The sequence below is a fragment of the Microcoleus sp. B7-D4 genome, from assembly GCF_036705125.1.
GTDB lineage: Bacteria > Cyanobacteriota > Cyanobacteriia > Cyanobacteriales > Microcoleaceae > Microcoleus.
Genome location: NZ_JAUBTT010000126.1, coordinates 1 through 20,063, shown reverse-complemented (window position 1 = coordinate 20,063; position 20,063 = coordinate 1). Strand labels below are relative to the sequence as shown.

The following is a 20,063-nucleotide window of genomic DNA, read 5'->3' as shown; positions in this document are numbered from 1 at the left end:
TACTTAGCAGTAGCCAAACAACGACGACCTAAACGAAACAAAAAAATCCAAGCCCTTAAAAAACAACTGCAATATATTAAAAGAAACCTCGCTCATATTGAACAGCTAATCGACTCAGATGCCACCCTACAAAGTCTGACCAAGAAGCAATATAAAACCTTGCTAGTTCTCACAGAAGTCTATCGGCAACAACTTTGGTTATTTGAAAATAAAAAACCGAGTATATCGGACAGAATAGTAAGTTTAAGCCAACCCCACATCCGTCCCATTGTCAGAGGGAAAGCAGGGAAACCTGTAGAGTTTGGAGCCAAACTGTCAGCGAGTTGCTTTGAAGGATATGTATTTTTAGACCGGATAAGTTGGGATAACTTTAATGAATCAGGAGACTTAAAAGCACTCATTTGAAGCATTTAAAATTTACACAGGATACTATCCAGAATCAGTCCACGCAGATCGCATTTATCGAAGCGCGAGAAAATCGAGCTTGGTGTAAAGAAAGAGGAATTAGAATTAGTGGCCCCCCTTTAGGAAGGCCACCAGCAAATGTCAGTAAGGAAACAAAGAAACAAGCCTCAGAAGATGAGAGAATTAGAAATGCGATTGAGGGCAAATTTGGGACTTGCGAAAAAGAAGATTTAGCCTGAATCGGGTGATGACAAAACTTGATAATACTTCGGAAACAGCCATTGCCCAAACTTTTTTAGTAATTAACCTTTCTACCTGGTTAAGACGGGTTTTTTGTGCGTTTTTATGTCACAAACCGAAAATCACACCTATTTATGGTTTAATGATTATTAAAAGCTATAACTGGGCAAGTTATAGTCAACAAAAAGTTATGTCTCCCCGAGCTTGAATTGCCAATCAAGTGCGATGCCTACGGCTGGCTACGCCTACGCGATTTTTCTTAACTTATTCAGCAAGCCCTAAATTAAAATTCATCACTATCACTGTATTGATTGCTATATTTTACGCCATAAACTCAGGAGAGCTTTCCTTCTGCCTCCTGCCTTCTACCTCCTGCCTAAAAACTCCAACTTCTACCTTGGCTGCTTTCATTGAGATGCTCCCTACATATAGCAACCGCCTTGGCGGCGCCGGAGGAGATCGATTGCTGAAACCCTTGCTCTGATTACGTCTGCCTCCTGCCTCCTGCCTTCTACCTCCTGCCTCCTGCTATAGCTTCGCGCTCTGGTGCGATCGGGCGATCGACAAAATTGCTGTAGGGAAACCGCACTACCGTTTCTTGACTGCCGTTTTCTTACCCGCAGTTTTTTTTAAAGTCGCATAAATTTTCAGTAAATACCGATCTACACACTAGCCAAACCCAAAGTTAAAATATACCCAATAAAAAATAGCTCCTCCTAGCTGTTTTTTGGGCCAGCTAAATATCAGGGAGTGCATCTACGTGTCAATAAATAAAATGCTAAAAGGCAGAGCCACTACACCTGCCCCAGGTTTTACCATGATTGAGCTATTGATAATTATTTTAATCATAGGAATATTTAGTGCGATCGTCGCCCCCTCTTGGCTAATGTTTATCAACAACCACCGTTTAAAGGTATCGCTCGATCGAGCTTATTGGGCAATGGAACTTGCACACAGCAACGCCAAACGATCCAAAATTTCATGGCAAGCCAGCTTCAAACAAGTAGGAGAAAATGTACAAATAGCCGTTCACCCAGCCGACATTCCCCCAGGCCAAGTACCAGCCAGTCAATGGAAAAACCTAGAACCGCAAATTCAAATAGATACAAATGAAACAACAGTGCTCCAAGTAAATGAAAACAACGAGCAAAAAACAAACGGCACAATCCGGCGAGTCATGTTCAACCATCGAGGTTGCCCCGTATCTCGAAGCGACCACGACTGCACGCTAACGAGTATAAGAGCCAAAGGAACCCTAACACTATATCATCCCAACTTAAGAAAGAGCCAACGCTGCATCATCATCTCCACTCTTTTAGGACATAAACGCACCTCCCAAAGACAATTAAAACCCAACGAAAACAAAAGATATTGTTACTGACAGGGCGATGAATTATGTTGGGGGTAGGGAAACGGCATTGCCGTGTCCTCAATAGCCGTGTTTTCGAGCGTCAAATTCGAGCGTCAATTCCTGACGCAACATCTCATATCATTTCCGGTTACACTCCTTATGATGTTGACGGTTGACGGGTGACGGTTGACGGTCATTGGTGACAAGTTAAGACTTAATTGCATTTGTCAATCAGTAATATTACTCAAAAAACTGCTTTTTTAGGAGTGGAAAATTCACGATTTGAGAGAAAGTAGGTATAAATATCACCCTCGGCATGATTCCTCAACCGCCCAAATCTCAGTTTTATGCCCAAAATCCGAGTAAATGTTGAGTATAATTGCTGATTGACAAATCCTTTCTTAGCTTAACTTGTTACCAATGGTTGACGGTTGACGGTTGACAGTGAACAGTCAACAGTGAACAGTCAACAGTGAACAGTCAACAGTGAACAGTCAACAGTGAACTCGGATTTACTATTCCGATGCTAACGGATTTGATATCAGATATAATCAACTACTTCTTACTCGGCGCAATCTTCTCAATAGAAATCAACGCCTCCATCACCGACTCCACAATCGGCGCCGCCACCGTACCCCCCGAAGAACCCTCTTTAGGCTCATCAATCACCGCCAGCACCACATACCGAGGAGCCTCCACAGGCATGATCCCCACAAAGCTAGTAATAATCGCCTTGTCAGAATAACCCCCACCAGCATTAGCTTTTTGAGCCGTACCCGTTTTTCCAGCAATCCGATACCCAGGAATTTGTGCAGCTTTCCCCGTACCACCATCAACCACAGTTTCCATCATTTCTAACACCTGCTTAGTAGTTTCCGGCGAAAAAACCTGCTTCGGAACCGGCCTGGGAAGCTTCCAATAAGCTTCACCATCTCTATCAAAAAGTCCCCGCACAACATGAGGAGTCACCAACTTGCCGCCGTTAGCCAAAGCGCCGTTAAGTTGCACCAACTGCATCGGAGTTATCGAAAAACCTTGCCCAAAAGCCGTAGTAGCAACTTCCACCGGAGAGTTAATAAATTGCTCTCGATTTTTAAGCTGACTGGTTACTTCAAAAGGCAAATCTGTTCCCGCAGTTTGTCCGAGTCCGAGTTTTTCTAAAGCTTGATAGTAAAGAGAAGGTTTCATGGTTCTCATGATGTGTACCATCCCCACATTGCTAGAATGTTTCAAAATCTCAGTAACAGTGGAAGGGCCGCGCGCGCCTACGATTTTGTAATCGGAATTTTGGATAGTCCAGGGATTCATGTAAATCCGACCTTCATCGTTAAACACAGTATTAGGTTTCACCGCACCCGCTTCCAGAGCGATCGCCACATTAATCGCTTTAAAAGTCGAACCAGGCTCATAAACATCAGTGACAGCCCAATTTTTATAGCGCGACAAATCGAAATTAAAATATTGATTCGGGTCATAAGAAGGTTCCGCTACCACTGACAGCAATTCCCCGTTACGGGCATCCATCACAATCACTGTGCCCCGCTTCGCATTGTGTTGCTTCATTTTTTCCTTGAGAGCAACTCGCGCAGCCCGCTGCAAGCGACTGTCGATCGTCAATTGCAATTTCAAGTCATCAAGCTGCACAAATCCCGCCGTCAGCCGATCGGGAACCCAATTCCCATTGCTCGACCTGCTAAACTGAATCGACGGCATTGATCGTTCCAACAAATTCTGCTGGCTGTATTCCACCCCGGCTTGTCCCTTCCGTTCCCCGTCCACATAACCGAGGATATCAGCCGCCAACTCCTGCTGCGGGTAAAAACGCTGCTGCTGCCGCAGCAACTCCAAGCCATCGACCAGACTCTCTTTAATTTGCATCCCAGCGACGCGATCGGCAACCTCTTGAGGCAGAGAGTCCGCAATTGTAATACCGCTTTCAGCAAGATTAAACCTGCGTATCAGTTCAGTTTCCGACGTAGTGCCCGGAGTCAGTTCGATCGCCAACATCGGAGCCAATTTAGCAGCAATTTCCGCCTTCGAGTGGTTAAACAACTTCGGGTGAGCGTAGAGCGTGTACACCTGTCTGTCGATCGCCAAAACATTCCCTGCGCGGTCAACTATCGGGCGTCTGGGCACAAACGGCTTCGTTTTGAGAGTTTGCTGCTGAAGAGCCTGTTTACGCAGCGCCGGAGCTCGCGTCACCTGCAAATAAAACAAATTCACAGCCAGCCCCAGCCCCCCCAGCATCAACACCGCCCACACGGCCCACAAACGGAACTTGCTGCGCTTTAAACGCTCCACCGGTCGCCCCCAAGATGCAGCCGTCTGTTGTGGCGATCGGCCGAAACTGCCCGAAGCTCTAGGTTTGGCTGGTTTTTCCCACCCAGTACGCGCGGCGAAGCTATCCCGTAGGGAATCGCCCGCCTGTTTTGTGCGTTTGAAATTCGGCGATCTGTAGCGGTCAAAACGGGGGTCGTAGCTCATGGCATTAAAAATTCAATAGCAAGTTAGAGCGTTTTAGAATTTAGAATTTATAACTTAAATGTTAAAAGAGAAAATTCACGACTTGGGAATTGGCAATCCCTATCAGGGTTTGGATCACACCTACAGTTGCCTTCTGTTTTTTGAAGTGGTGTTAATTATTTTTAACTTTTAACTTCCGGTTGGAAGCAGAAAATCGATCGCGACTTGCAAAAAAGCCAAAAAAGAAATTATATCCTCCAATTCTCAGGCCCTCGGACACTCAGGCCCGGAGGGCGCTCTCCGCTTTGACACAGGTTTAATAGCCCAGCGGTGTTTCCACACCGGCTCGATTCTTGAGAGCGGGCTCAGAATTTGGTGCCGCAACGGGCGATCGGGTTTCAGGGGCCGGCTGCAAGAAAATCGTGTCCCCAGGATTCTGCCGAGCCAAACCGGTTTCGGGATTTTGGGCTTCTTTAGCAAGTTGGTGTTTCAATACTTCGCTAGAAGCACTCAATTGCTGTTCCCGGAGACGCAGAGTTTCCAATTTTTGATACTCCTGACTCCAGCGCTGCTCGCCGTAAACTGTCAAGCCGTAGAGACTCAGAGCACCGCCCAAAAGCATAACTGCTACCACTGAGGAGGCGCGCTGTGCCTGCAGGAGCGATCGCAACCACACTGGCTGCTGCTGGCGAGCTGGCATGACTTTCAGCACCGATGCGGACTGCCGAACCTGAGCCTGTTCGTCTGCTGGCGAGTAGTTGGGCAGTACCGGCCCTGTCTTCGCCCGCCTAGCTCGGGCAATAGAAGTAACTTTGCTTTTGGCTGGGCCAGCAGCGGGCTTGCGGGTCGATCGGGAGCGGGGAGAATCGGGGGATCTGATAGCAGCGGTCATAGAGTTCACCAATACGTAAAGTGGGGTAGCTTCAGCTTGATTGAGCTTAAGAGTTTTTTTTCAAGGGCGAGCGCCAGTTGTGGCAATCTGGGTTCGATCGGTTATCCTTACCAAGGATACCTCACAAGCCAACCAACCCATCCTACCACTGGTCTCTTTGACTTCAGGATTTGCCAAAAAAAAGAAATCTTTGCTGGTTAGCGATAATCTATGTGAAATTTATTAATAAATGCAGTATTGTAATCAACGAGCGAATCGTTGAGCTATTCGTGCCAGCATTGTTTCTCAAGTACACTATTCCCTTCCTTGCGATGGGTTTTCAATGTTAAGGAGTTTTTATGAACAAGGGATTAATTCGTTTGACTTTGGTCGTGGGCTTGGCAGTAGCCCTCGGCGCCTGCGGAGGAGATACCACCACCCCCAGCTCCCCTAGCCCCTCTCCGGGCGGCACTGGTGGCACTGGCACTACTACTACTCCCCCTGCTTCTTCTGCATCTCCAAAGTCCACTCCTGGGACTGGTGCAACTACTACCCCTGCCCCTTCTCCTAAAAAGTCTCCCTAACTAGGGCGATCCGAGAGTGTTTGCCCAACGAGCCTAGCCTCCAGGTGAAAAATCGTTCGCTCCTCGCATTTTTTCATCTCAGAGGTCTAGGTCTCAAGTTGGGTGTTAGTTGTAGTCTGATGCTTTTACTACTGTTCCGTACATCCCCTTACTGCAGCAAAGTCCGCTTAGCGCTGGGTTACAAGGGCATCCCCTTTGAAGTGGAAAACTTGACCCCCGGCCTGCCGGTTTTGAAACTCAAGTCTCTGACGAGAGGTTTGAAGACAGTGCCCGTGCTGCTGCCTCAACTCGAAGGTCAATCGATTTTAGATTTTAGATTTTAGATTTTAGAGGCGACCCCACGGATAAATGCGGGGGCTTGAGGATTTTCGATTTTCGATTTGGGATTGATTCCACGGATAAATCACGTGGCGGGTACCACCTTTGAAATTCTTGGTCAACCGGAGGCGAGCGCAGACGCGACGAAAATTTTGCACGATCGAGTCTCGTTTTCCTTCCCCGCCGCTGTTGCCCGCAGACGAGAGGAAAGTAAGCTGAGGCTTCGATGATCGAATACAGGCTCGATGAAAGCATCGACATTGCTACTCGATGTGTTTACTGCGAGTTTCGCGCCGCTGCGGGCAAGCAAATCGACCCGTCTGTTTTGAGCCAGTTTAGTGATTCAATTGGCGCCGCGCCACTGCGGTATTAACCCGGCCTCGGCAAAACTCGCTCCAGTTGCGCCTGAGTGCTGCTTTAAACCTATTGCACCGTCGCTGGTAGGATGGTGCTAGTTTCGTAGGCGATGCCTTGAGCATGGCAGATATTGCTTGCTGCTGTCGCCATGCTGAGTCCTTTAGCTTTGATTCCTCAATACCGAGTTAAGCATCCTTCGCCGTTTGAGCGTATTGCCCAAATTCACGGACTTTGTGGGCAAACCCCGCCTCCGAGATGTGAAAGTCTACCGATCGGGCGATTCTCCCTGCCTGAAAATTCCAGGTAAACTATTAACTGCTCCCCAACGCTTACAGGGTTGACCATCCTGCAGTCGCCAATCGACAAGAGTTTAAAAATATCCCTTATCACATATAAAAAAATAAGTCAAGGATATTTGGGAAAAAATATAAATTTTTCAATTTGTTTTAACTACCAGCCGGGAAGTCCCTCGGTATATTTAGAGGGGACACATCTGAGCGCTGCGCGAAGTACCCCGAATAAATTACGCCCGCGTGATGGAAAGAAGCGTCGGGTGGAGGGACGGAAACCGACAATTAGACTTAGCCACTATGAATTAATCTTCGGAAGTATCTTGATTTTCGATGTACTTCCTAAGTGTTGAAATGGTAATCTTTGGTGTGGCATTTTGGACATACACAAACTATACTATGCAAAGGTCGAAAAAAGAAAGTTAAAAAATGCAACTCACTTACAAATACCGCCTCAAACCCACAAAAGCCCAACTAACAACGATGGTGGCTCACCTAGAGCTCTGTCGTCGGCAGTACAACTACCGACTTGGCGATAGATTTAGGTGGTGGTCAGCCACGAGAACACCTATCAACGCCTGCCCCTTGATTGTTTCGATAGTCCCGATTGAGGAAATTTATCAAAATATTCCTTTGACGAGAGTGCAAACTAGGGATGGTAGAAAAAAGGATGAGTCAGGCAATCCTTTGACCAGGAAAGGTGACGTTTTATCGAACATTGAAGGCGGATATGTACAGTGGCAAACCATACAACTGGCTGACCTGAAAAACACAAAAAAGCTATTTCCTGATTATAAAGTGTTGGACTCTCAGGTTTTGCAAGATGTCGTCAACCGAGTGGAAACTTCCTTTTCAAATTTCACGACGCCCGATAAAAATGGCAATCGTAGAGGCAAGCCCAGATTCAAAGGGCTTCATTACTACAAATCTTTCACTTATCCTCAACTAGACAATCTTGATATTGTCAAGGACGAGCAAAATAGGATTTGTATTGACCTCGCAAAAATAGGTCAAGTACCTATGGTTTTCCACCGTCCAATACCAACAAGGTTCACAGTTAAGACGGGAACAGTTATCAGAGAAGCTGATGGGTGGTATATCTCCCTGACGCTAGAAGATAAAACAGTTCCCGTAACGGTTGCAGAAATTCAACCGACGGTCGAAAATACTGTTGGCATCGATCTGGGAATCACTAATTACGTCTATCTTTCCAATGGCGAGAGAGTTGAGAATCCTAGGTTTTTGAGGAAGTCGGCCCAGAAATTGGCAAAACTTCAAGCGAACTTAGCTAATAGAGTCAAGGGTTCTAAGCCTGGGAAGATTATCAAGGACAAGATTTCCAAACTCCATCAGTTTGTAGCTAGAGCTAGATTAGATTTTCAGTTTAAAACTGCACATGAGCTATTCGGTAAATGTGAGGTTTTAGTTGTTGAAGACTTGAGTGTCAAAAATTTAACTAGACGTGCCAAGCCCAAGACTGATGTTGAAAATGGTAATTTGGTTTATTTGCCGAACGGTCAGTCAGCTAAAAGTGGCTTGAATAAATCCATGCTTGATGCGGCTCATGGGCAATTCGCCAGCGTCCTAAAATATGTCGCCTGGAAATTGGGTAAAAGCATTTTGTTTGTCTCTCCAAGAGGAACTTCTCAACATTGCTGGAATTGCCTCAACAAAGTACCGAAAGAATTATCGGAGCGGTGGCATTCTTGTCAATGCGGAGAATTTTTGGATCGAGATAAAAACTCAGCTAAGCTTATAAAGAGAATTGGTCTAAGTTACGAAAGTGGCGGGGGAACTCCGTCACTCAAAAAAGCCTTTGAAAAAAAGGAAAAAGAAGCCTGCGGTCTAACTGTAGTCAGTTGACCGTCAGGTTCGTTCACTATTTCTATACTTAGATGTTAGCAGTAAAACCCCAGCTCGGCCGTCGGCAAGACAACAGCCTGCTGTGTGTGCAAGGACGCGCGCTGGATCTGCAGCAGTCAAGATCGTGCTAATCAGTGGTAGGATCAGCAATCAAAAATGTATCGAAATGTAAAGTGCAGCGCCGCTCTAGGTTTTGAAAGCCATTTAGTTAAAAGATTGAGGTAAGTAGTTTTATGCCCGCGACCGTCCCCTTTGAACAGATTGACCGCATTGTTTGGAATCAGCACCACGATCCATTTGAAGTGCTAGGCCCTCATGCGATCGAAGAAAATGGCAAAAAAGTCTGGGTCGTCCGAGCTTATCTGCCGAATGCGGATGCGGTATCGGTAGTTTTGCCGGAAGCCAGGGCCGAATACTCGATGAAATCAGAGCATCACCCTCACTTTTTTGAATGTACGATCGACACCCCAGAACTAGCAAACTATCAATTGCGGGTCAAAGAAGGGGAACACGAGCGCTTCATCTACGATCCCTACGCCTTTCGATCGCCCAAACTCACAGAATTCGACCAGCACCTATTCTCAGAAGGCAATCACCACCGGATTTACGAAAAACTCGGGGCGCACCTCACCGAAGTAGGTGGCATCACAGGAGTATATTTTGCCGTTTGGGCCCCGAATGCCCGCAATGTCTCTGTTTTAGGAGATTTCAACTATTGGGACGGCCGCAAACATCAAATGCGGAAATCGCAAAACGGCATCTGGGAATTATTTATTCCGGGACTATCCGTGGGAACTTCCTACAAATACGAAGTGAAAAACCAAGACGGACATCCCTACGAAAAGTCCGATCCTTACGGTTTCCAGCAAGAAGTGCGGCCGAAAACAGCATCAATTGTCACCGACTTAAGCACCTACACTTGGAACGACAGCGCTTGGATCGAAAAGCGGCGGCACACAGACCCACTGACGCAGCCGGTTTCGGTTTACGAATGCCACATCGGTTCTTGGCTGCACGCCGCTACTGACGAACCCGCCGTGCTACCAAATGGGGAAATACAACCCGCCGTGCAGGTTTCGGAACTCAATCCTGGGGCGCGCTTTCTGACTTACCGGGAATTAGCCGATCGGCTGATACCCTACGTCAAAGATTTGGGATTCACCCACATCGAAATGCTGCCCATCGCCGAACATCCTTTCGACGGTTCTTGGGGCTATCAAGTCACCGGTTATTTCGCCCCAACCTCCCGCTACGGCACACCTGAAGATTTCATGTATTTTGTTGACCAGTGCCACGCCAACGGCATTGGCGTACTGGTGGACTGGGTACCGGGACATTTCCCCAAAGACGGCCACGGCTTGGCTTTCTTTGACGGAACTCACTTGTACGAACACGCCGACTCCCGCAAGGGCGAGCACAAAGAGTGGGGAACCCTAGTATTTAACTACGGCCGCAACGAAGTGCGGAATTTCCTAGTATCAAACGCTCTGTTCTGGTTTGACAAGTACCACATCGACGGGATTCGCGTAGATGCCGTAGCCTCGATGCTTTATTTGGATTACTGCCGCGAACCGGGAGAATGGCTGACCAACCAGTACGGGGGCCGGGAAAATATCGAGGCTGCAGATTTTCTGCGTCAGGCGAATCACGTCATTTTTAGCTATTTCCCAGGTGCGCTGTCGATCGCCGAAGAATCTACCTCTTGGCCGATGGTATCTTGGCCGACCTATGTAGGCGGTTTGGGCTTCAACCTGAAGTGGAACATGGGTTGGATGCACGATATGCTCGACTATTACCACATGGACCCGTGGTTCCGCCAGTTCCACCAGAACAACATAACTTTCAGTATGTGGTACAACCACAGCGAGAATTTCATGCTGGCTTTGTCCCACGATGAGGTAGTCCACGGCAAGGCTCACATCATCGGGAAAATGCCAGGAGACGAATGGCAAAAGTTTGCAAACGTGCGGTGTTTGTTTACTTTTATGTTTGCTCATCCCGGCAAGAAAACGATCTTTATGGGGATGGAGTTCGGCCAGTGGCACGAGTGGAACGTTTGGGGGGATTTGCAGTGGCAGTTGCTACAATTCGAGCCGCACCAAAAGTTGAAGCTGTTTTTTAAAGATTTGAACAATTTGTACCGCAGCGAAACGGCACTTTACAGTCAAGATTTTGCTGAGGATGGGTTTGAGTGGATTGATTGCAGTGACAATCGGCACAGCGTCGTGGCCTTTGTGCGCCGAGAGAAGGATGGCGACGAGTTTGTGGTGACGGTGTGCAATTTTACGCCCCAGCCGCACTCTCACTATCGCGTAGGAGTGCCGGAACCAGGTTTCTATACGGAGTTGTTTAACAGCGACGCGCGGGAATATGGCGGTAGCAATATGGGGAATTTGGGGGGCAAGTGGACTGATGAGTGGTGGTTCCACAATAGTGCTTATTCGATCGACTTGTGTTTGCCACCTTTGGGGGTGTTGATTTTAAAGCTCGATCGGGCAAAAACAACAGCCAAATCTCAAGAGTTTTAAGTTGTGAGTCGTGAGAGTTTTGAGTTAAGAATCAAAGCTTTATTAAACCTAAAACTTTGAGGGTATTCAAAAACCCGGTTTCTTGGACAAACCGGGTTTTTTCTGTTTTGTTGTTGTGGCCAAAGAATGAAGTTCTGCAACGGATTCGCTTTCTTCGGATTTAAGGAATTTAATATTAATTCCGGTTGCATCGGAATGATTTAGGATCGTCAATTAAATAATTTCCCTTTTTTCTTGTGGGATGGGCGTCCCGCCCGCCCAGAAAGGACGGGCGGGACGCCCATCCCACAACAAACAGGAAAAGTGGATTTTATTTAATTCTCATTCCTTAACCGCAGAGTACGCAGAGTTCACAGAGGAAGAGAAGAGAGAGATGAATAATTTCGGTGCACACCGAAAGGATATAATACCACTTCTAAATACTTAGGCTACCCATCGAGTTCGATCGGCGGGGAACTGCGACGGTAAGCTGTTCGGCATTTAAAGGACTTGCGTAAGGTGCGTCAGCATCTAAGGTTTTCCGTTTCAGCGTAAGGGTTCGCGAATGACGCACCCTACTAGCCTCGTTACTGGTTTAAATGCTCCACAGCTTACAAGTTCCAAATACTACCGCTAGGCCAGCGTACCTCTTACCAATTTTTAAGTTCGAGTATCGGAAGCGCCAAGATTATAAGAAACTTTTGACGGCTCAACTGTTACTACTTCCGAAATAGATTGTTCTGCCGCTACCTCTAAAGTTGGCAGTGGTAGATGCTTCATTTCCCAAACTTTCAGCAAAATTAGATATTCATAAAAAGCTTGCAGCGTGCACCAAGCCAATCCTGCTTGGCCGTCAAGAAATCCGCCCAGTAAAATATACATATAGAAAAAGCGCACCACAGGCCGCAAAGGCAAGCGCAAAGAAAAATCTTTCAAAGCGCGACGCCTTTCCACCTCCGATGCGCCAAACAATAAATCCCACCAATTTACTTGACCGGCTTCTAATTGACGGAGAGTTTCAGCCGCCTCGTCATTCGAGTAGCGGTTGTGCTTTTCAATCCAGCGGGAAAGACCTTTGCTGCAAGTATAGTGAGGGTAAGTTTCCTTCAAAAAGTGAGTAGGCCCGTTGCAGACTTCCCGTTCAGTGTGACCGTAGTCAGTAAACCACACTCGGTCTTTGCGAAAGAGACGCATTTGATAACGGGGATATTGAGTGCTGCGGCGAATCCAGCGCTCCATAAATATTACTTTTTCAGCTACGTAATAGCCGATATATTCTTGACTTTCGATCGCCTTTAAGCATTCAGCAAACAGTGCAGGCGTCATCCGCTCGTCAGCTTCGAGGATGTAAACCCATTCGTACTTGCACGGGACTTCTTGGAGCATCCAAGTCCGCTGGCGTCCGTGAGTTTCAAAGCGGTGCTGCACTGTTTGCACGGCATAGTTCTGAACAATCTCAAGGGTGCGATCGGTGCTGAAAGAATCAACTACAATGATATCGTCACAAAGCAGTGCAGATTCAATGCAAGCGGCGATATCAATCTCTTCGTTGTAAGTCAGAATATAAATTGAGAACATTCCCAGCTTTGAGTAAGGGCAAACTATTGGGTAAACAAACTATTTCTCAGGGATGTCTCGACCAGCGCGATCCCTGCCAGCGCTGGTCAATTTTTGCGGCGGCCGAACCGCAGAATTCCCATACTTCTCAATCCCGTCCAACCAACAGTAATGTAGCCTATCGCTAACAACAAACTGTTGATTCCCGTCTGCAAACTCGAATTTCTCGATCGAGTTCTTAACTCTTTCTCTTTTTGTTGCTTGCGGGTGCGAATCTCGTTGCGAGCTTGAGTGGGAAGTGATTGAGCTTGCTGTTCCAGGAACTTGTCGAGGGCTTTCGGGTCATTTTTCGACTCCTCAAGCACAGCTTTCAATTCCTTGGGAACCTCTGGACTCTTGAGTGCTTGTTGCAGCTTCCCGTCGTCTTGCAGCAGCGCCCCTATCTGGCTGCGACGCTCGCTTTTGAGCTGTTCTACCTGAGCTTTAAATTGAGGGCTTTTAAGTTGTGCCTCAAGCTGACCTTCCGCTTGTCCCGCTTCTTGATCGACTTGAGCCAGAGCATCCTTGAGTTCCAAACGAGTATTGTTGAGGTGAACGGGAACCAGAGATAGGTAAACTAGACCTAACAAGCTGGAAATCAACAGCGCCCAGAATCGCAAGTCCAGCCAAACGTTGCGTCGCTCAATAGAGACTCCACTGCTGCTGTCAACCCAAAAGCCAGTCATCAGGAGGGCGATACCGATCAAAGGAATAATGCCCTTGTCAACTATCTGAGTTGCAGCAGTCAACTGCCAGCCTCGATTGAGAAGGTCTGAAGTTTCTCCCGGCAGCGACAGAACAATGCAGTCAAGCAAAGCAGAGAGAATCAAGATAATCCCGACTACTTTGAGAGTTCGAGCAGCTACTGAAGAAAATTGACGGCTATTACTTGCTTTCATAATTCGTGTTAGATAATTCTACACCGTTAGATTCAAGGGGGTAGTTGAGTGGATTTTGTTGAACGAGTTTAGCTATTTTCCACCAAAATAGCTGCTTCGGGTACCGAACTCGACTTTCCTCTGGGTTTTCACAGGCTGCGGTTGCGACCCAAAAGGTCGAGTTTCTGCACAGCTATATAGAGTTGGACACAGGAGGCTGTGCGCTTCTGGGTTGGCTGTAAAGCTTGGTCAAGATAGCGCCCAGAAACTGCAGCAAGCAACTGCTGGCTTCTTCTCTAGTCTGACGAATCCAGCGTAAAGATGAGCTCTGCACGCTTGGGTTCGGTGCTTTTAACTAGCTTTCGCTCGCGCGGCGGTGTCAGAAATAAGAGACACAGGAGGAGCGCGTTTTGTTGGGTCTCACCCCCTAGGGCTCTCACTCCCCGATCGCCTGCCCGATGCGGTGGAACTCTCATCCCTTGTCTTATAGTAATTGATATAAGAGAGGGCGGGAATAAATAATTGTTTACCAACCTTTTTAACCTCGAATTACCAACAGCAGGATATGGCAGTCACAGATAGACGAGTAGCTATTTTTTACGGGGGATTATGTTTTATAAATCAGCTTAACATTCGGTAATTTTTACTGAGATATTCTGGCTTGTAAGTTACCAAACACTAATTAATAGTTACTCATAAGCAAGTATTAATCAGTGGCAGATTGACTGATTTATTTTTTAATAACGCAAGTGCAAACTCTCACATTTTTTGGTAGGATAAATTTGAGCGCTGTTCAAATTGGGTGGTAATGACTGCAATGATTTCTGATGTTTATACGTTGAGAGAACTTGAAAGATCGATCGCATCCGATCCGGACAAGTGGCGTCCGATCGTGTTTACTAACGGGTGCTTCGATATCCTGCACTGCGGTCACGTCCGCTATTTGCAGGCGGCAAAAAATTTGGGGCGATCGCTCGTGGTGGGATTGAATAGCGACGCCAGCGTGCAAGCTATCAAACCGCAGCAGCCGGGATTGCCACCCCGCCCGATCGTACCGGAAAATCAGCGAGCCGAAGTGTTAGCAGCCCTCAAACCAGTAGACGCTGTAGTAATTTTTTCCGAAATTACAGCAACTAAACTGATAAATATCCTGAAGCCTGATATATACGTTAAAGGAGGCGACTATCAAGTCGAAACTCTGCCGGAAGCACCGGCCGTTATCGCCGGAGGTGGCAAGATTTCCTTAATCGAAATAGAAGTTCCGAGTTCTACCAGTGCGATCGTCAAACGCATTTTGCAGTTAGGTACTTAACCCTCGATCGCAAACAGCAAACAGTGAGCTAAACTCAGAAGTTGCCCCATCAAAAAACACGCTTGGTGCGATAGCTCATACAACTTCATCCCAATTGCTAAGCAGGAGATAATTTTAATGGAACTCACAAGCAATAACACGATCGCGGAAATCCTACAAAGACACAAAGCAGAGTTACTAGCAGACTGGCTCAAAGAACTGCAAAATACCGGGCTGCGGCGGGACGACTTGATGAGAGCCAAAGAATTGCGCTCCGAGTGTCAAGAGTTCCTGCAATTGCTCCACATTGCAGTCGGACACGGTAACTTTAGCGACATCCAGACACCCGAATGGGAAAATATGCGGGTGTTACTAGCAGAAGTTTCGCGATCGCGCGTTCAGAGAGGCTTTACTCCCTCAGAGATAGCGAGTTTCATTTTATGCTTCAAAAAGCCATTGTTCGATCGGCTTTGTCATGAACTGACAGAAAACCGCGACGCACTTGTCGAACAACTTTGGCTTTCCACCAGTTTATTAGACCAGCTTGGCCTTTGGGTGACAGAAATTTTTCTCAAAGCTCGCGAAGAAGTCATCGAACGCCAACAGCAAGAAATGCTCGAATTGTCAACACCCGTAGTCAAACTTTGGCAAGGCATTCTAGCTTTACCCATGATCGGGACTCTCGACAGTGCCCGCACTCAAATAGTAATGGAAACTCTATTGCAGGAAATCATGGAAAGCGGCTCAGAATTTGCGATTTTAGACATTACAGGCGTGCCGACTGTTGACACTTTAGTTGCTCAACATTTATTAAAAACTGTAGCTGCCGCCCGTTTAATGGGTACTGAGTGCATCATCAGTGGCATTCGCCCGCAAATAGCTCAAACCATAGTTCACTTGGGAGTTGACTTGCAGGATATTCTCACAAAAGCTACTTTAGCAGATGCTTTTAAAGTCGCGTTGCAGCGCCAAGGTTTAACTATAAAAAATATTAAAGAGGAAAAATAAACATATTGCAGTCTGAGATGAAAATTTTAGTAAAGCTTAACACATAGGTGAATTTGTGGAACGAATACCGATCCTTCAAATGGGAGAATTTTTGCTAGTAACAATTCAAGTAGATATGCACGATCGCTTAGCAATGACGCTGCAAGATGACCTGACAAACCGCATTGTCAAAACAGGCGTCAAAGGTGTGTTGATAGAAATTTCTTCCCTAGAAATTGTGGATTCTTTTATCGGTCGCATTATCAACAATATCGCTAGTATGTCACGAATTTTAGATGCGGAAACAGTTGTGGTCGGGATGCAGCCAGCGGTTGCTATTACGCTCGTTGAGTTGGGGCTTTCCCTGACAGGAGTTCGCACAGCTTTAAGCGTTGAAAAGGGCATGATTTTGTTAAGAAAATCCTTGGGGTTTTCTGTTGACAAGGAAGATTAATTGTCCCCAGACTGAGGCACAGGCAGTCAAGAAACCTAGTTTGTTTGTAGATACCTTGTTGACAAACCGAAGATTTCTTAGGACAGGGCTTACGCACTCCAGGGGGTTAAATCAAGGGTTTGAGATTCCTGCACTATGTTCTCTTTTGAGAGAAAATCGTAGTAAGTGCGTAAGTCCTATTAGGAGAAACTAAGTTGATGAGTGTAAGTCCTATATTTTGGGGAGAAGTTCTATTTTGGTACAGTAGCCGCCATGTCAAAACGTGAGACACTAGAAATCCGATCGTCATCCGATATAGTCCACGTCCGACAGCAAGTGCGAACTTGGGCTGTAGCAATGGGATTCGGTTTACTAGACCAAACGAAAATCGTTACCGCAGCCAGCGAACTCGCCCGCAATACTGTAGAGTACGGCAAAGGGGGAACTGTAACTCTCGAAACGCTGCAATTAGGCACTCGCAAAGGGCTGAGGCTGATTTTTGAAGACAAGGGCCCGGGAATTCCAGACATCGAATTGGCAATGACTGACGGTTATACTTCTAATCACGGTTTGGGTTTGGGGCTCAGTGGTTCCAAGCGGTTGATGCACGAATTTGAGATTGTTTCCAAAGTCGGTAAGGGGACTAAAATTGCGATCGTCCGCTGGCGGTGAGTAAGTAATACGATTTGAGAGTTGAGATTTTAGATTAAAGCATTGGGAAGGACGGAGGACGATCGGGGTTTGGAGCTTGCGTATAGTTGTATTATTTTTTTAATTGGTATAAATAGCAACCAGCACAGCCAAGAAGTGATTCTTGGCATCCCACACCATACCCGGAGAGGGTTGGCCTATGGAGGATTTCATTATGAGAACTGATAAAAAATGATAGATGCCGTAGCCCTGCCCGTAACAGAAGAAAGTCAAGTGGGAGAAGCGCGCCGAATTGCAGTCGCCCTCGCGACGGAAGTCGGATTTAACGAGACCGATCGCGGTAAAGTGGCAATTGTTACCACGGAAGCCGCAAAAAACCTGGTCAAGCACGCCCGCGAAGGAGAACTTTTGCTGCGAACATTAAAAACAGCGACAGGATATAGCATTGAAATAGTAGCGCTAGACCGCGGCGAAGGAATGGCAAATGTCGCGCTGTGTCTGCGGGACGGTTTTTCTACAGCGGGAAGCCCTGGAACTGGACTGGGGGCAATTCAACGCCTCTCTACTTTTTTTGATATTCATTCTGTACCAAAACTGGGGACAGCCTTATTAGCGCGGCTGGAACCGACCCAAAATAGCCGGGAAGCATCCCCAAACAGCAATTACTTGGAATTTGGGGTCGTCCACTTACCGAAAGCAGGAGAGCAAATTTGCGGGGATTCGTGGGCGACGGAAAATCACCTTGACAAAAACCTGATCTTAGTTGCAGACGGGCTCGGCTACGGGGATTTGGCGGAGGAAGCGTCTGGCGAAGCAGTGCGTGTATTTGAGGAAAACGCCAAACTCGGGCCGAAAGCAATTTTAGAGAAGGCGCACGCTGCTTTAAAAAATACCAGAGGAGCGGCTGCGGCGATCGCCCAAATCGATCGTACCCAACAAACAGTTTGTTTTGCCGGAATTGGCAACATCAGCGGTGTAGTTGTCACAGATAACCAAAGCCGCAGCATGGTTTCCTACAACGGCACAGTTGGACATATGATGCGAAAAGTAGCAGAATTTGTTTATCCTTGGTCGCAGCAGTCCCTACTCATCATGCACTCCGACGGTTTGGCGGCGCAGTGGAATTTAAACCGCTACCCGGGTTTAGCCTCCAGACATCCTGCTTTAATCGCAGCCGTGCTCTACCGGGACTTCAAACGCACTCGCGATGACATGACAGTTATAGTAGCCAAGGTAAGAGAAGCAGCGTGAGTTACCCAATCCTGACGACGGAAGTCCGCTTTGAACAAGACATCGTACAAGTACGCCAAAGAGCTCGCCAAATTGCCGCATGGCTGGGATTCGATTCCCAAGTACAAACCCGCATCGCCACAGCAGTTTCCGAAATTGCCCGCAATGCTTTCAAATATGCAGGCGGCGGCAAAGTAGAATTCATTGTAGAGGGAGAATCGCCCCAAATTTTTCGGACTCGGATTTCCGACACCGGGCCGGGAATTGCTGATTTACCGGCTGTGTTAAGCCCGAATTTTCGATCGCAAACCGGCGCGGGACTCGGTTTAGCAGCAGCGAAACGGTTGATGGACGAAGTGAAAATCGACTCTCGGCCCGATCGCGGAACGGCTGTACAATTAATTAAGCAGTTTTCCAAACATATGCCTGCGCTGAGTGCGATCGAACTAAATCAATTAGTTGACAAACTAGCGCGCCAAATTCCCGAAGATCCCTATGCCGAAATTCAGCAGCAAAATCAAGAATTACTACGCACTTTAGACGAACTCCGCCAGCGTCAAGAAGAACTCGTACAATTAAATCAACAGCTAGAAGATACCAATCGCGGAGTCCTGGCACTTTACGCTGAATTGAACGATAAGGCCGAATCTCTCCGGCGCGCCAGCGAACTCAAAACCAGCTTTCTCTCCAATATGAGCCACGAGTTTCGCACTCCGCTAACGGCAATTATGAGCCTTTCGGAAATATTGTTAAATCGCCTCGACGGAGAACTTTCAGCCGAACAGGACAAGCAAGTAAATTACATTTACAAATCCGCCGAGTCTCTCGCAGAACTTGTCAACGACTCGTTAGATTTAGCCAAAGTGGAAGCCGGAAAACTAACTGTTCGCTTGGCTGATTTTGAAGTCGAAGATTTGTTCAGCGCCCTGCGAGGAATGATGCGCCCCCTGCTTCCCCAAAACTCTGCCGTTTCTCTAATTTTTGAAGATACTCTCGAACTTCCAATCCTCACAACCGACGAGGGAAAAGTTTCTCAGATTTTGCGAAATCTGATTTCTAATGCCCTCAAATTTACCGAAGCAGGTGAAGTTCGAGTTGCTGCGGAAATAGGAGAGGAGGGGACAGTTACTTTTTCAGTAGCAGATACGGGCATGGGTATTCCCCCAGCCGACCAAAGGCGGATTTTTGAAGAATTTGTCCAAATAGAAAATCCCTTGCAGAAGGGCGTAAAAGGCACGGGATTGGGATTGTCTCTGTGCAAAAAACTGGCGGAATTTCTAGGGGGAAGTATTGAAATCCAAAGTTCGCCTGGAGTGGGTTCGACTTTTTTTGTCACACTGCCAATTCTGTATCCTGGAGAGGAAGAAAACCCTTTGGAAATGTCCGCTGCTAAGGCAGATGAAATACCGCTGACAAGCGCGAATTCTCGTAGCTTGCGGGGTTCCGAATCATCGCCAGCGGGGGATTCAGCAGCCAAAGTTTTGATTGGGGAGGATGAAGATAGTTTTTCGGTATTTGCTGAAAAACTTGCTGGCAGAAATTCATTGTACTGCGATATAGGTCGCCGACGGCGCTGAAGCAGGGCGGTTTCATTATCACGAAAATCAGGCTTTTGTAGGGGTAGTGCCCCCGTGCCTACCCCCCCGTGCCTACCCCCCCGTGCCTACCCCCCCACAGACGACTTCACAGGCGTTTGGGACATGGGGGCAGCCACGGGGGGCAGCCCCTACAAGAGAATGAAACAGCCC

At 47.2% G+C, this 20,063-nt stretch carries 15 protein-coding genes and 1 pseudogene; 12 read left to right on the top strand and 4 right to left on the bottom strand.

Annotated features, from left to right (window positions below):
- Both QUB12_RS33035 and QUB12_RS33030 read left to right on the top strand, forming a co-directional pair.
- Positions 1–853, top strand: a pseudogene (locus tag QUB12_RS33035) (transposase); the annotation flags it as partial.
- A 609-nt stretch (positions 854–1,462) separates the two neighbouring features.
- Positions 1,463–2,026, top strand: a complete 564-nt coding sequence (locus QUB12_RS33030; RefSeq protein ID WP_333301112.1) for a transcriptional regulator — start codon at positions 1,463–1,465, stop codon at positions 2,024–2,026.
- Positions 2,027–2,551: 525 nt separating this feature from the next.
- Here QUB12_RS33030 and QUB12_RS33025 read toward each other — a convergent pair.
- Positions 2,552–4,480: a penicillin-binding protein 2 gene (locus QUB12_RS33025; protein ID WP_333310414.1), complete on the bottom strand. Its 1,929-nt coding sequence runs from the start codon at positions 4,478–4,480 to the stop codon at positions 2,552–2,554.
- 295 nt (positions 4,481–4,775) lie between these two features.
- Positions 4,776–5,351: a hypothetical protein gene (locus QUB12_RS33020; RefSeq protein WP_333310412.1), complete on the bottom strand. Its 576-nt coding sequence runs from the start codon at positions 5,349–5,351 to the stop codon at positions 4,776–4,778.
- A 338-nt stretch (positions 5,352–5,689) separates the two neighbouring features.
- Between QUB12_RS33020 and QUB12_RS33015 the strand changes: the two genes are divergently transcribed.
- The 4 genes from QUB12_RS33015 (at position 5,690) to glgB (ending at position 11,270) form a co-directional block, all read left to right on the top strand.
- Complete coding sequence (locus tag QUB12_RS33015; protein ID WP_333147593.1) at positions 5,690–5,914, top strand: serine protease; 225 nt, start codon at positions 5,690–5,692, stop codon at positions 5,912–5,914.
- Between the two features lie 119 nt (positions 5,915–6,033).
- Positions 6,034–6,237, top strand: coding sequence for a glutathione S-transferase N-terminal domain-containing protein (locus QUB12_RS33010; RefSeq protein WP_333147591.1), 204 nt, complete (start codon positions 6,034–6,036; stop codon positions 6,235–6,237).
- A 1,071-nt stretch (positions 6,238–7,308) separates the two neighbouring features.
- Positions 7,309–8,742 (top strand): transposase, encoded by a 1,434-nt coding sequence (locus tag QUB12_RS33005; RefSeq protein WP_333310409.1) that lies wholly within the window; start codon positions 7,309–7,311, stop codon positions 8,740–8,742.
- A gap of 233 nt (positions 8,743–8,975) precedes the next feature.
- A complete protein-coding gene (gene glgB / locus QUB12_RS33000) occupies positions 8,976–11,270 on the top strand; it encodes a 1,4-alpha-glucan branching enzyme (RefSeq protein WP_333147585.1) in 2,295 nt (764 codons plus the stop codon).
- Positions 11,271–11,909: 639 nt separating this feature from the next.
- Here the strand turns inward: glgB and QUB12_RS32995 are convergent.
- Both QUB12_RS32995 and hpsJ-B read right to left on the bottom strand, forming a co-directional pair.
- Positions 11,910–12,827, bottom strand: coding sequence for a glycosyltransferase family 2 protein (locus QUB12_RS32995; protein ID WP_333148064.1), 918 nt, complete (start codon positions 12,825–12,827; stop codon positions 11,910–11,912).
- A gap of 86 nt (positions 12,828–12,913) precedes the next feature.
- Positions 12,914–13,744: a hormogonium polysaccharide biosynthesis protein HpsJ gene (gene hpsJ-B, locus QUB12_RS32990; protein WP_333148063.1), complete on the bottom strand. Its 831-nt coding sequence runs from the start codon at positions 13,742–13,744 to the stop codon at positions 12,914–12,916.
- A 796-nt stretch (positions 13,745–14,540) separates the two neighbouring features.
- On the opposite strand from hpsJ-B, the gene rfaE2 reads away from it, so the two are divergent.
- From rfaE2 to QUB12_RS32960, 6 genes are all read left to right on the top strand, one after another.
- Complete coding sequence (gene rfaE2 / locus QUB12_RS32985; RefSeq protein WP_333314212.1) at positions 14,541–15,035, top strand: D-glycero-beta-D-manno-heptose 1-phosphate adenylyltransferase; 495 nt, start codon at positions 14,541–14,543, stop codon at positions 15,033–15,035.
- Between the two features lie 117 nt (positions 15,036–15,152).
- Positions 15,153–16,022 (top strand): STAS domain-containing protein, encoded by an 870-nt coding sequence (locus QUB12_RS32980; protein WP_333207056.1) that lies wholly within the window; start codon positions 15,153–15,155, stop codon positions 16,020–16,022.
- Positions 16,023–16,077: 55 nt separating this feature from the next.
- Positions 16,078–16,455 (top strand): STAS domain-containing protein, encoded by a 378-nt coding sequence (locus QUB12_RS32975; protein ID WP_333148057.1) that lies wholly within the window; start codon positions 16,078–16,080, stop codon positions 16,453–16,455.
- 252 nt (positions 16,456–16,707) lie between these two features.
- Positions 16,708–17,106 carry an anti-sigma regulatory factor gene (locus tag QUB12_RS32970; RefSeq protein ID WP_333108114.1) on the top strand — a complete coding sequence of 133 codons (399 nt, stop codon included), beginning with the start codon at positions 16,708–16,710 and terminating at the stop codon, positions 17,104–17,106.
- 210 nt (positions 17,107–17,316) lie between these two features.
- Positions 17,317–18,336, top strand: a complete 1,020-nt coding sequence (locus QUB12_RS32965; protein ID WP_333310407.1) for an ATP-binding SpoIIE family protein phosphatase — start codon at positions 17,317–17,319, stop codon at positions 18,334–18,336.
- Positions 18,333–19,892, top strand: a complete 1,560-nt coding sequence (locus QUB12_RS32960) for an ATP-binding protein (protein ID WP_333148053.1) — start codon at positions 18,333–18,335, stop codon at positions 19,890–19,892. The genes QUB12_RS32965 and QUB12_RS32960 overlap by 4 nt, the downstream gene beginning before the upstream one ends.
- Positions 19,893–20,063 lie beyond the last annotated feature (171 nt).